Raw genomic sequence first — 13,353 nt, forward strand, 5'->3', positions numbered from 1 at the left:
TCATACGCTGGCCGTACTGCTGGAACGCAATGGGCATGAAGTCCGTTTGGCGCGCGAAGGGCGCGAGGCTCTGGACATCGCACTGCGCTACAAACCCGATGTCATCTTGATCGATATTGGCCTGCCCGATATCGATGGCTACGAAGTGGCGCAGACCCTGCGCCAGCATGACAGCTTCGCCAACACGACGCTGATTGCCATCAGTGGGTATGCGACCGACAACGATCGCGACCGTGCGCGGCAAGCGACATTCGACCACCACCTGGCAAAGCCCGTGGAACTGGAAGCTTTGCAGACCCTGTTGGGATCGTTTCGTCGCCGCCGTTGACCGTTGCACGCCCTGGCGCCATGTCGCTCTTTGCTCTGGGTGGGTGGCGAACCGCTTTAGTTACCGGCACTCGCGTTTAAATATTGCGGTGACCGGGATCGTAAGCATGTTCGGACGACGATTGCGATGCATTTCAAGTTTCGGCCGCATGCCACGCCCTGATCGAAGCTCTCCGCTGCATAAAGTTTCTATGTTGTGCCATTTGGCATGTAGTATTCGACATACATCTATGAACCTGTCTTACAAGCACGTTGCCCACGATAAGGCACTTGGTGTAAAAATACCGAATGCCATCACGACTGTTGGCGGGCCTCGTTGCGGGGCTCGCTGACTTCCCACCGGACCGTTAGGGCGAGCCGTGTACCACCGACTGATGCCTTTCCTGGTCGCCGCCTTGTCTGTCGTCGTGGCGGCGGTGGTCCGTCTGCTGTTGGATCCACTGTTCGAAGATCGGTTCCTATTGCCAACGTTCTTCGCCGCTGTGGCCTTTTCTGCCTGGTATGGCGGGCTAGGACCAGCTTTGTTTGCCGCTTTCGTAGGCTACGTGGCGGCAGACTACTTTGTCATCCCGCCGCGCCATGCAGTAACCATTGTTCACTGGGACGCGGCTGCGCTAAACACTTTTGCGGCATTCCTGGTCGTGACTGCCACAATTCTGGTGTTGAGCGAAGTCTTGACCAAAGCCACTCGTAGGGCCCAGGACGTGGCCCGGCGAGCCGACGAGCAACGCGAGTTGCTCAATGTGACGTTAGCCAGCATCGGAGACGCCGTCATCGCGACCGACGCAGAAGAGCGGATCACGTTCATGAATGGCGTGGCGGCGGCGCTCACCGGATGGGACGCTGCGGCCGCGCGTGGCCTGGAAATCAGCAAAGTGTTTCGGATCATCAATGAAACAACGCGACAGGCCGTCGACAACCCGTGCTCAAAGGTTCTCCGCACCAGAGCGATTGTGGGCTTGGCAAATCATACTTTGCTATTGTCCAAGGACGGCGCAGAACACCCGATTGACGACAGCGCGGCACCCATCCTCGACGCTGCGGGAGGTGTCCTGGGAGTAGTGCTGGTATTTCGTGATGTCACCGAGCAGCGGCGTGCCGCGCAGACGCTACAGAATTTAGCCGCCATCGTCGAGCAATCAGACGATGCGATCATCAGTACTTCGACCGAGGGAACCATCACCAGCTGGAATTTGGCCGCGGAGAAACTTTACGGATTTACCGCCGCGGAAGCGATCGGTCAGCACGTCGATATCATCACTCCGGCTGGCCATGCCGAAGAGCTCGCGGAGATCATGCGCCGCCTGACGGTCGGCGAGCGGCTTGGTCTGTCAGATACGTTGCGCCGGCGCAAGAACGGCACGATTGTCGATGTGTCGTTGCGCATCTCGCCCATTAGGAATAGCGAGGGCCACGTCATTGGGGCTTCGAGGGTTGCGCGTGATATCACCAAACGAAAACGTGAAGAGCAGTCGATTGCCTTCTTAGCGCAGGCCGGCCACACGCTGGCGGCGCTCACGAACCGCACGAGCGCCCTCCAGCAGGTGGCGCGGCTGACGGTTCCGTTTTTCGCGGATTGGTGCCTGGTCTATTGTATCAACCAGCAAGGCGCGATCGAACTCGTTGCCCACGCTCATTGTGATGCCGAGAAAGAACGAATTCTGCAGGACGTTGTGGAAATGTTGCCGCTCGATTGGGAGTCGGCGGCTTCCTCGGTGCAGGCCCTGCGCACGGGTAAAACCCAGCTAGTGGCGCAGATTCCAGATACGGTGATCACCGACCTCGCGCGAACCGAGGAATTGCGGGCGAACCTGCGCAAGCTGAATCCACGGTCACTGATTAGCGCTCCCCTGCAGATAGGCGACCGCACGATTGGCGCCATAACTTTCGTGACGTCGGAATCGCACCGTGAATATATCCTTCGCGATGTCAGCTTTGCCGAAAGTATCGCGAACCGCGCGGCGACAGCACTCGATAACGCTAATCTACTATTGTCCGTGCAAGATGCCGTCCGACAGCGCGACGAGTTTTTGGCGATGCTTGCTCACGAGCTGCGCAACCCGCTCTCGGCGATTCGCTATGCGACGGCCTTGGCGCAAATGCCGTCACCAGAGTCACGGCCGGAATTGCTGGATATCATCGAGCGGCAGGTTGGCAATCTGGCGCATCTAATCGACGATCTGCTCGACGTCTCGCGCATTAGCCAGAATAAGATCACGCTTAAAATGGATCATGCGGATGCCGGCACCATTGCCTCACGTGCCCTGGAAACGGCAAGATCGCTCTTGGAGCAAAAGCATCACGAGGTCGTGGTCGATATCGCCGATACGCCGATGCCGCTGTATGTAGATTCCGTCAGGACTGAGCAAGTCATTGCCAATCTGCTGACGAACGCGGCGAAGTATACGCCCGATGGCGGACGCGTAACGCTGCGGACGTTTCCCGAAAATGGCTGGGCCATCATCAAAGTCACAGACACCGGCATCGGGCTCGCTCCAGAATTACTCCCGCGGATATTTGACCTCTTTGCCCAGGCAGACCGTAGCCTGGATCGTTCCGAAGGAGGTTTGGGAATCGGCCTTACGCTTGCTCGTCGCCTGGCAGAAATGCACGGGGGAACCGTTTCGGTGACAAGTGCCGGTCTTGGGCAAGGATCGGAGTTCACGGTTCGTTTGCCGCTTTCCGAACCCAATGTCGTCGAGGCGCAGAATAAACCTCAGACTGCGTCGCACGCTCCTACCGCGCTACGCATTTTGGTTGTGGATGACAATCGCGACACCACCCGCGCTGCCGCCCTACTTCTGAAGTCGCGTGGGCATGACGTGCGCGAGGCGTACGACGGGCCCTCGGCCGTCAATGCGGCCAAAGATTTTCATCCCCATGCCGTGCTCCTTGATCTAGGCCTTCCCGGCATGAGCGGATTCGATGTCGCCAGCACGCTGCGCGCAGAAGGCTTCACCAATGAAACGCTGATCGCCGTCTCTGGATATGGTCAGGCTGAAGATCGCCGACGAACACAAGAAGTTGGATTCGACTTCCATCTGGTAAAGCCGGTGAACCACGCCGAGCTAGCCACGATTCTCAGCGGCGTCCGTGCCGACAATGGCAGCGCTTCCTAACTCAGGCACCCTTGGCGAGTTTGCGCGAACTCGCCAAGGTTCGATCTTGGACCAGTGGCTCATTCCGCTAACTTCGTCTAGTCCTTCTTCTTGGCCGCTGCCGGGGCAGGGGAGTCGTCGATCAGTTTCAGGGCATTCTCGATGAGGATTTCGCCGGTCATCTCGCCCAGCGAAGTGCCAGAGACGTATTCGTAGCGTTTGAAGCTATTGAAGTCGACCTTGGTCAGGATGTAGCCGAAAGCGTCGTTGGTAAGGCCGAAGAGAAGGTTGTTCTTGCCCTTCATGTGCCGCTTCAGGTAGTAGCCGATATTGGGCAACGCTTCGCCAGGGATTGTGAGAATCTGAGCGTCGCCGATGTTGACCAGATTCAGCCGCGTCGAGATCGACTTGTCGTCGTTGTGCGGGTACTTCAACGGCGAGGCCAGGATGATCGTCCACATCAGGCGGGATTCGACCGGAAACTTGACCTCCTTGGAGTAACAAGCGACCGCCGGATCGGTCTGCGGCGCGGCATCCTTGACGATGCGCTCGGCCTCCGATGCCATCAGATTGCCAATCCGCAGACATTCGTCCCAAACGCGGGCGTCGTGCCATTTGGCGTTAATCGGCTCCGATGGCTTATCGAGGATGCGATTGTCAGCGGTGACCATCCCTCCTTGAGCGCCATTCATGAACATGCCCATGCCGCCCAGATCGGCCTCGAGCTTATCGCACAGCGGGCCGACGAGGTCGGGACTGACGAGGCCGACGCCATTGCCGAGCACTTCGGGATGAACGGCATAGTTGACCAGCGTGCCGATCGTTTTGCCGGCAGGAGTGATCGCCTGGATCACGCTCATGCGGGGGTCATAGAGTTCCGGAGCATAATAGTTGTAGGCGATTTTGCCCTTGGCATCACCGGTGGCGATCTTCAGCTGAGCGGGCTGAAGGTTGTCGAGCGCTTGATTCACCGCGATGGCGGCCTGATTGCAGACGAAATCCATGTACTTAAGATCGCCCGACGGTTTGCCATCGAGGCCCGGAAAGCCGTAGCAATCCGGCGCGCTGTGCGTATGCGTTGAACCGATGAGAATGTTGTCGGCCGGGATGCGCGGGACTTGTTTGTGAACGCGCGCACAAAGAATCGAGGGGAAGCCGAGCAAGTCGAGTTGCACGATGGCGACCTTGGTCTCACCCTGCTGCAAGACCATGGCGCGGGCCGTCAGATCGCCCTGTTTGGCGGTGGCGGGTCGACCTGCCCCAACGCCTCCCGAGACCGGGAGCAAAGGATCGGGCGTGATAATTGCCTTCCCGACTCCAACTTTCAATTCGGCGTGGGCAATCGATGTGAATGAAAATGCCAGTAAGAGAAGCGTCAATAGTCGAAGTCGGAGCATGAGGAATTCTTGGGGTTAAGTGTGGTAGTGAATGGAATGGAGTCAGGAACGGTCTCGATCCAAACGTAAAACGCGTGACACAATCAAGAGCCATGCCGGATTGTCGTATCACTAAATGCAGCGAGAACCGGGGATCCGCAGGCGGCGATAGGATTCCCCGGGGAAACGATGTCATCGTCCCCTCAAAAGGATTACCTCCCGGCGACCCGTCCGCAAGGGCCCGCCCCAATTGCAGCGTGCCACGATCGAGCGGAGTGACTTCACCCGGTCTGCGAGAGAATCAGGGGGAATGACCTTCGATGGGGCCCGAAGAGGCTGCTTACGGACGCCACGTTCTTCGCCGGGCCAAAATCCCCTGCCTGGCGTCCAATGCGCCGGGAAGCAGACATGGAATCTTAAGGCGGGGAGATCGGCCGATCACACCACGTTGCGGCTTTTCAAGGTGCGAAGGTGTTCGATCAAAGCCATGATGTTCGCCAGGCGCTTTCCGGCGCGGCCCGGATGTTGGGCAGGGGCAACCGTCAACCCCTCGCCGGCAATGACTTCATCGAGCGTGCTGTAACTTCGCTGCGGATTGAAGTCGATAGACTTGAGCACCAGGCACGCGACCGTCCGGTTCGTAATGCGTTCCAGCAGCCGAGCCGTGCTTTGATTGTAAACGGCCAATACGTCTTGGGGTCGTGCATAGGCGTTCCAAGCTGCCCGTGCCGCAGCAAGGGATAGTGCATCGTTAAAGTGTTCTTCGGTTAATTCAAAGTGCCCTAGCAGTGACGCGTCTATGCGAGCCGGAGGTTGAATCGTACATGCGAATCGTTCGCCCGTTCCGAGGCGTTGCGCCGCCCAAGTGATGGGCCGCCGTGCGGTCGCTTTGAGGCTGTCGCCTTCAGGCACGGACTCTCCGTAGGCCACTACGATGTGGTCCAGACTGCCGAGCAATGCCGACGGAATGTTTAGTCCGCCCGGTTGTCGCGCACGATTGCTACGCCAACCGTGCGCGCTCTTGGGATGCGCCAACTGCCGCTCGACCATGCCGTAAAAGGCTTCCAGGAGCAGATCCAAGTTGCATGTCTCTGGCTCGAGAGCGCGCAAGGCGGCCACGGTGGCTTCGACTGTAGATAAGAGTGTCGCACTCGGCTCTCGACGGATGCGGTAGCGGCTTGGCTCGTGCGGATCGATTCGGAATCGCGGCACTTCGTGCAAGGCCGGTATATCGCGCAGCAATGTCTTGGCATGATGCCAGGTGCCGTCGATGACGATCAATTGCTGAGGACGCTGCTCGACAGGTACGTTTTCCAACAATTCCGCTTCCGGCCCTGGGTAGAGTAGACCGGCGCGTGGCTTAATCGCCAGCCGGGCGGCCAGGCCCGGAGTGTGGTCAACCAGCAGATTTGCGTTCGCTAGCGCCCTGCGCACCATCCGCGCCGTGTTGAACGGATGAAAGCGCTCGCGACGGTGCTGCAGGATCAGGATTTCCGTCTGATTATCGATCTGGGGAATCGCGGCACAGTAACAGTCGTGATGCGGTCGGAAGCACCCGAGGCAACGCTCGCGACGCGCATCCAGGGCGATTTCGGTGATTGCAAGACTGTGCATCGTGCGAGAATACCAGAATCATCTAAAAAAATGCACCTGCAATCATCCTGCTGGCGATGCAACAGGCCGTGATGCGATTTCGCTACTCTGGCGGCGGCGTTTCGCACTGTCATGGGCGACCGCCGAAGGTGCCTACGGCGCTGCGGCGATCGGATAGCCTTTCCACACCCATTCCAAGGCTTCTGGTAACGTTTGCTGCTTCACGCCGCCGTCGCAATGGCCGGCGTTGCGGGCGAAGACAAACTGGTAGTGATAACCCTTGGCGGCCAGTGCTTTGGCCGTGTTTTCGTTGGCCAGAACCCAATCGTGCATGTTGTCGCGCATGACGTTCGGATTCAGCAAGTCCCTGTCGCTGACCTCCATCCAGATCCGCAGAGGCTTGGGCGGGCTATTGGAGATCAAGCGCTCGTGAAACTCCCAAGCGCCATGCGGCGTCTCGGCATTGTAGGGCCATTGCTGATTCACGAACGTGCCGGAATAAGTGAGCACGCGGTGATACAAATCTGGTCGATACCAGGCCATGATTAGCGCGCACGACCCGCCGGAACTGCAGCCCATTGTCGCGCGGCCTTCGGGATCCTTTGTCAACTTGACATCGCACTGCTTCTCGACCAAGGGAAGAACTTCGCCTTCGACGAATTCGGCATACCTACTCGACATGGTGTCGTATTCCAAACCGCGCTGGCTCCCTTGGGCATCGCCGCTGCCATTGCCGATCGAGATCGCGATCATTGCCGGCACGCGACGTTGCGCGATGAGATTGTCCAAGGCTGTGAATAGCAGCTTGTCGGGACCGTCGGCCCCGACGATGAAGGGAGCGGCTGTACCGGGCACGTATTGTTTGGGGACGTACACCGAGACGCGTCGCGTGTAGGGAGCCGGATGGCTGGTGGTGACGATCAGCTTGCCCTGTTCAGCAGGGTCCACGGTGCCATGGGTATCCGGATCTCTTGCGATGCCGGGATAGATTTTGCTGTCGGTCGACTGCATGGTGAGGCTGTGTATCGTTCCCTGCGGAACTTCTTGCTGAATCTCCATTTCTGGGGCACGGGTGTGCGTCGGCCCAATGATAAAGTTGCCGTCGACATCGGCCGGCGGAACGGAACCGTCGGGCAGCTCCTGGGCTTCGACGAATCCTGGCGTGTGTGGATCGCGGGTGGGTGGAGTCGGGCGGTCTGCCGCCGCCGCGGCATCAACAGCCATCGCCAAAAACATCGTAGTCAGGTTCGTCAGCAACGCCGTACGTATAGATTTTGTATTCATGTCAACTCAGTTGCGAAAAGGCTGGATGGATGCTGGGTGCCGCATGTCGGAAAGAAATTCGGCGAATTGCGATCGAACGCGATCTCCCAATCCTCGGCGTTCGCGTAGTTATGTACGCACCCATCGTCGACTGCAACAACCTTCTGCCGGCTAGGCGGTTTGGGAATAGTGCCACGGACAGAGCGCGACGACCATTTGCCTTCCTGTACTGGAATTCGGCCAGGTCGGCACGGTAACGGCCGCGCGGGCAATGTCGTCGGCATCTCGCAATCGGAAGAGGCGTGGGCTACGAATGCCTGCAATAAGCAGAATCCGGGGGATATAGTGGCAAAATCCGCCTCGCCAGCCGGCTAACCGGGCGCGGCGCAGCCTTTGCGCCGGGGGGCGAATCAAGTACACTGAGGGGCTGATTGATCCATGTCTGGCTAATGCTTGCTGCCCTGCGGGCCTGTGACGAACACTTCGTTTGCTGAAGCAATGCCTGAAGCGTTCGATCATTGTGTGGATGTGTTGCCCGTTGTCGGCGCGTGACGGCTGCTTGCCGTGCGCGGCGCCGTGCTCCATCCTGCCGAATTCCTTCCCCGCAGTTTCCTCTTTCCTAGCTCAGGTGTCTGAATGTCTGTTGACGCGTCGCTACCGAAAATCGCATCCGACGAAATCGCCGAAGTTTCTGAATCTGTCGCGGCCACCGTGGCCGTGGAAACAGCCCCCGCAGTCGAATCATCGGGCATCACCTTTCGTCAGCTGCAGCTAAACGATTCGCTGATTGCGTCGCTGGACAGCGCGGGTTATGTGGTGCCCACCCCGATTCAGGCGCAGACGATTCCGCTGCTGCTCGAAGGACGCGATGTATTGGGCCAGGCTCAAACCGGTACGGGAAAGACCGCAGCCTTCGCCTTGCCACTGTTGCAGCGGATCGTCCTCAACAACAAGCAGACGCAGGTTTTGGTACTTACTCCAACGCGTGAATTGGCCATCCAAGTCGCCACGGCATTCGAGCGCTACGCCTCGGGCCTGAAGGGGCTGCGCGTCGCTGCAATTTATGGCGGGCAAGACTACCAGGTTCAGTTTCGTCAGCTCGATCGCGGCGTACATGTGATCGTCGGCACGCCAGGGCGCGTGATGGACCACATGCGTCGCGGCTCGTTGAAGCTTGAAGGTCTACAAGTCCTGGTGCTGGACGAGGCCGACGAGATGCTGCGAATGGGTTTTGCCGAAGATGTCGAGTGGGTGCTCTCGCAATCGCCGGCAACTCGACAGACGGCGCTCTTCTCGGCCACGATGCCTTCGGCGATTCGCCGTATCGCTAAGAAACACATGACCAATCCGGCCGAGGTCACGATTCAGCAGCAGTCTGCCACGGCCGACACCGTGCGGCAACGCTTTGTGGTCGCGGCACCCCACCAAAAGCAGGGCGTGTTGGGCCGCATTCTAGAAGCCGAATCGATCGACGCGGTACTAGTTTTCGTCAAAACCAAGATGACCAGCGAGCCGCTGGCCGAGTTCCTGGTGGCCCGCGGCCATCGCACGGCGGTGCTGCACGGCGATATCGCCCAGAAGCAGCGCGAACGAATTGTCGAGAATTTGCGCGCCGGTAAAGTCGACGTCATCGTGGCCACCGACGTGGCGGCTCGCGGCCTCGACGTGTCGCGGATTAGCCATGTGATCAACTACGACCTGCCGTTCGACAGCGAAGCGTATGTGCATCGCATCGGCCGTACGGGCCGGGCGGGACGTAGCGGCGAGGCGATACTGTTCGTGCATCCCCGCGAGCGTCGCACGCTCAAACGGCTCGAGCAGGCCACGCGGCAGACCATCGAGCCAATGGATATTCCTTCGAACCGCACGATCAATAAGCAACGTGTAGCCCGTTTTCACGAACGGATTCGCGCGGCAATGGAACATCCGCAATTAGAGCAGTACACGTCGATCATGGAGCATTTTCAACGCGAGACCGAGGCGCCATTCGAGCGAATCGCAGCCGCATTGGCCATTCTCGCCAACGGCGACTTGCCCCTCTTGCTGACCGAAGAGTTGCGGCCTGCTGGCTTTGTCGACCCGCGTCCGGACAATGACCGCGCTGGTTCTCGCTCCGATCGTCGATCCTTTGAGCAGCAAGGTCCGCGACCTGCCGACCGCCGGCCCAAAGGCATCGAAGCGTTTCGCATCGAGGTCGGGCATGCGCATCAAGTCAAGCCGGGAAATATCGTCGGGGCGATCATCAACGAAAGCGGCTTGGAAGGCTCGATGATCGGTCGCATCGACATCTTCGAGGAATACAGCATCGTCGACCTGCCCGAAGGTATGCCACGCGAGATCTTCCGCACGCTAAAAAAGACTTGGGTGGTGGGCCGACAGCTAAACATCTCGCGTCTCGACGTTCCCCCACCGGCCAGCGCCGGCAATCATGCCGCGGCAGACAGCAAGCCGCGTCCCGCCAAGCCGAAGCGTACCAAGGCCGTGGCTGGCGTGTAGAGACGCCATTCTAGATACGCACGCGAGCGGCGGGCAGTAAGTCGACCAAGAGGATTGCAAAGGCGATGGGTGCCTGGGGTCGGCGTATTCGCCGCCGCCAGATTTTGGCGACAATCTGGGTGCTCGCTTCGCTCGACCCCAGCCACCAAAACACAAATTGGACTTCGCATTCGTCCTGGGGAGTCGACGCGCGGACTTTGGGTATCGTCCTACGGACGTAGATAACAGGACGCCGCCCGCTGGCGCATTTTGCGGTGTTCTGAGGCCTTTCATCCTTTTTTCGGATCGACATCACTCTGCTACTTGTTTGGTGGGATTCCGATCGTTACGATCTTGTTCGAACATGATTCGATCAGATTTCAGGCGAGCGGATCGCATGCGGATTTCACGCGTTGAAGCGTTAAGAATACGCCAGCCAGAGTTTCAGCAATTTCCCTGGTGGTGTACCAGCCCGCTCGACCTGTTGTACGACGAAGGAAAGCGCGGGAGTGAGCGGGGGGCAGGTTTGTTCAACGTGCCGCTCGATCTGCGTCGCGATCCGGTCTTTCACGTGCTGGTCCGCGTCACCACCGACGACGGGCTGGTCGGACTGGGAGCGATCGGGCTGGGGTCGACGGCGATGGCCGATGCCGTGGAGCATTTACTTGCGCCGTTTGTGCTAGGGCGCAATCCCTTCGACGTCGAATTGATGTGGGAGCTGATGTATCGTTCGACAATCAATATCGGACGCAAGGGGCTGATCCTGGAAGCGATTAGCGGCATCGATATCGCGGTTTGGGACATCTTGGGCAAAGCCACCGGACAGCCGGTTTACAACCTGCTAGGCGGGAAGACGCGTGACAGGATTCGCGCCTACGCCAGTGCGCTATACGCCGACGAGGATCTCGATCGGCTCGCCGCGATGGCCAGAGGGTTCGTCGCAAAAGGGTTCACGGCCGTAAAAATGCGTTTCGGCTATGGCCCACAGGATGGCCGCGCCGGCATGCGCAAGAATGTCGAGCTCGTGCGGACGGTGCGTAACGCCATCGGCGAAGACGTCGATTTAATGGCAGATGCGTACATGGGTTGGACGACGCAGTACGCGATCGAAATGATCCGCATGCTTGAGGATCACCATCTGGCTTGGGTCGAAGAGCCGATCTCGCCCGACGACCTGGACGGCTATGCGCGGATTCGTACGGCGACGCAGACAGCGATTGCCGCGGGGGAACACGAATTCACACGTTTCGGCTTCAAGGAGCTGATCACGCGAGGTTGCGTCGATTATGTGCAACTCGACGTCAATCGGGTTGGCGGAGTCACCGAAGCACGAAAAATATGGGCCCTGGCTGCGGCCCATTCCTTGCCGGTGGTGCCTCACTCGCAGAATTATCACAATCAGCATTTGATCATCTCGCACGTCAATAGTCCGCTGTCCGAGTACCTGCCGCCTGACTATCGGGATGGCGATACGTTTCTCTCGGAACTGTTTCTCGGCGATGCCGTGGCCCACGACGGTTACATTACGCTGTCAGATCGACCGGGCATGGGGGTCGATCTGAACGAGCCGATGGTGGCCGAATACTTGCTCCACTGAGGAAAAGGAACGACCAATGCAACCGGTATTCGCAGGCGTCTATCCGATGTTGCTCTCGTTTTACACGGGAGACGATCGCATCGACGCCACATTGCTAAGGCGCCAGGTCGACCTGGCGGTCGCCAGTGGTTGCCACGGCCTGGGCGTGATGGGGTTGGGCACCGAAGTCAACAAACTATCGACCGTCGAGCGTCGCGAGACTTTGGAAATTGTTGCGCAGCATCTGGCCGGCCGTTTGCCTCTATCGGTGACCATCGGCGAGAACACGGCGCGCGGCCAGATCGAGTTTGCCCGTCATGCTGCCGAGCTGAACGCGGCTTGGCTGATTCTGCAGCCGCCGGCGGTGTCGGATGTCTCGGAACTTGAACTGTTGCGGTTCTTTGGCGCCGTGGCTGATTCCGTATCGTTGCCCGTGGCCTTGCAAAATGCGGCAGTCTACCTGGGCATCCAACTGTCCACGGCGGGTCTGCGTGCGTTACAGCGGCAACATCCAAATGTCTGTTTGCTGAAGACCGAAGATCCGCCGGAGATTACAGCCCGGCTGATTGAGGAAACGGGCGGGACATTTCGCGTTTTCGTCGGCCGTGGCGGAATGAATATGATCGACGAACTACGTGCCGGCGCGGTGGGCATCATTCCGGGCGTGGAAACAATGGATCGCATGCCAGGCATCTACAACGATTTTGTCGCCGGCCGCGACCACGCCGCACTCGCGATATACTCCGAGATCGCCCCCTCGTTGGAGTTCCTGGAGCGATCGATCAATCATTTTGTGACCTGCTCGCGCGAGATCATGGCCCGCCGCATGGGAGTGCCGGCAATTCATCATCGGCTGGCCAAGGAGATCACTCCGTTTTGCCGCGAGCAGATCGATCGCTATGCCGCGGCGCTCGGACCGTTCGCTCCTGCAAGAGGCCCCGCGAAAGGAGCCTCCACGAAATGACGTCGCTACTAACCTCCTCGGGAATGACGAAGTCGCGGCAAGCGTTTCTGGAGCTGCGCGAACAGATCCTCGACGGGCGCCTGCCGGCCGGTACGCATCTGACGCTTCGTCCGATTGCAAAATCGTTACAGATGAGTGTGGGAGCGATATCCGAAGCCGTCCGGGAGCTGGTACACGAGCAGCTCATCGACTTCGAGCCGAACTACGGAGCCCGCGTCAAACGATTCGATGCCGAGACGGTGCGCAGCCAGCATGTGCTGAGGATCGCCATCGAATGTGAAGCGGTGCGTCGCTGTACCGACCGTATCGGCGACCGCCGACTGCAAGAGCTGGAAACGCTGGCCCGCGAGGTCGATCGACTGACCGATGTGGAAGAAAACCTGGCCGAGGCACGGCAGGCCGACTTCGCATTCCATTTGCTGGTAGCCGAGGAATCTGGCGTGCCGACGCTGCCAGCGGTGCTCCGTTCTTGCCACCTGGTGCGCTTGCTGGCGATCGAGACGGCGTCGCGCCGCGAGGTCGCGCGCATTCCTAATCGCACGCACGTGGAGTTGGTAAAAGCGATGACCTCGCGCGACGCGGACAATGCCGAGCAGGCGATGCGCGAGCATTGCGAACATTCGCTGCAATTACAGTTGGCGCGGACATTCGGCGTGTGACACGGATTTTGCCTGGGAGTTG

9 protein-coding genes are annotated in these 13,353 nt (G+C 59.2%); 6 read left to right on the forward strand and 3 right to left on the reverse strand.

What is annotated here, in order from left to right:
* On the forward strand, positions 1-328 hold a 328-nt coding region (locus VGG64_05680), incomplete at its 5' end, for a response regulator (GenBank protein ID HEY1599070.1).
* A gap of 358 nt (positions 329-686) precedes the next feature.
* Positions 687-3,446, forward strand: a complete 2,760-nt coding sequence (locus VGG64_05685; protein ID HEY1599071.1) for a PAS domain S-box protein — start codon at positions 687-689, stop codon at positions 3,444-3,446.
* A gap of 77 nt (positions 3,447-3,523) precedes the next feature.
* On the opposite strand, the gene VGG64_05690 is transcribed toward VGG64_05685, so the two are convergent.
* The 3 genes from VGG64_05690 to VGG64_05700 form a co-directional block, all read right to left on the reverse strand.
* Entirely contained in the window at positions 3,524-4,822 is a 1,299-nt protein-coding gene (locus tag VGG64_05690) for a hypothetical protein (GenBank protein ID HEY1599072.1), read from the reverse strand.
* 417 nt (positions 4,823-5,239) lie between these two features.
* The gene (locus VGG64_05695) at positions 5,240-6,415 is read right to left on the reverse strand and encodes a tRNA-uridine aminocarboxypropyltransferase (protein HEY1599073.1); all 1,176 of its coding nucleotides are present in this window, start codon (positions 6,413-6,415) and stop codon (positions 5,240-5,242) included.
* Positions 6,416-6,547: 132 nt separating this feature from the next.
* Complete coding sequence (locus tag VGG64_05700) at positions 6,548-7,678, reverse strand: alpha/beta hydrolase-fold protein (GenBank protein HEY1599074.1); 1,131 nt, start codon at positions 7,676-7,678, stop codon at positions 6,548-6,550.
* A 615-nt stretch (positions 7,679-8,293) separates the two neighbouring features.
* Between VGG64_05700 and VGG64_05705 the strand changes: the two genes are divergently transcribed.
* The 4 genes from VGG64_05705 to VGG64_05720 all read left to right on the forward strand — a co-directional run bounded on the left by VGG64_05705 (position 8,294) and on the right by VGG64_05720 (position 13,331).
* Positions 8,294-10,153, forward strand: coding sequence for a DEAD/DEAH box helicase (locus VGG64_05705; GenBank protein HEY1599075.1), 1,860 nt, complete (start codon positions 8,294-8,296; stop codon positions 10,151-10,153).
* Between the two features lie 376 nt (positions 10,154-10,529).
* Positions 10,530-11,729 carry an enolase C-terminal domain-like protein gene (locus VGG64_05710; protein ID HEY1599076.1) on the forward strand — a complete coding sequence of 400 codons (1,200 nt, stop codon included), beginning with the start codon at positions 10,530-10,532 and terminating at the stop codon, positions 11,727-11,729.
* 16 nt (positions 11,730-11,745) lie between these two features.
* A complete protein-coding gene (locus tag VGG64_05715) occupies positions 11,746-12,672 on the forward strand; it encodes a dihydrodipicolinate synthase family protein (protein ID HEY1599077.1) in 927 nt (308 codons plus the stop codon).
* Complete coding sequence (locus VGG64_05720) at positions 12,669-13,331, forward strand: GntR family transcriptional regulator (protein ID HEY1599078.1); 663 nt, start codon at positions 12,669-12,671, stop codon at positions 13,329-13,331. Before VGG64_05715 ends, VGG64_05720 begins: the two co-directional genes overlap by 4 nt.
* Positions 13,332-13,353: the final 22 nt, after the last annotated feature.

The organism is Pirellulales bacterium, assembly GCA_036490175.1.
Classification (GTDB): Bacteria; Planctomycetota; Planctomycetia; order Pirellulales; family JACPPG01; genus JACPPG01.

Coding starts and splice junctions, on each gene's coding strand:
- VGG64_05720 (HEY1599078.1), top strand. CDS start 12,669: ATGACGTCGCTACTAACCTCCTCGGGAATGACGAAGTCGCGGCAAGCG.
- VGG64_05690 (HEY1599072.1), bottom strand. CDS start 4,822: ATGCTCCGACTTCGACTATTGACGCTTCTCTTACTGGCATTTTCATTC.
- VGG64_05705 (HEY1599075.1), top strand. CDS start 8,294: ATGTCTGTTGACGCGTCGCTACCGAAAATCGCATCCGACGAAATCGCC.
- VGG64_05710 (HEY1599076.1), top strand. CDS start 10,530: ATGCGGATTTCACGCGTTGAAGCGTTAAGAATACGCCAGCCAGAGTTT.
- VGG64_05695 (HEY1599073.1), bottom strand. CDS start 6,415: ATGCACAGTCTTGCAATCACCGAAATCGCCCTGGATGCGCGTCGCGAG.
- VGG64_05700 (HEY1599074.1), bottom strand. CDS start 7,678: ATGAATACAAAATCTATACGTACGGCGTTGCTGACGAACCTGACTACG.
- VGG64_05715 (HEY1599077.1), top strand. CDS start 11,746: ATGCAACCGGTATTCGCAGGCGTCTATCCGATGTTGCTCTCGTTTTAC.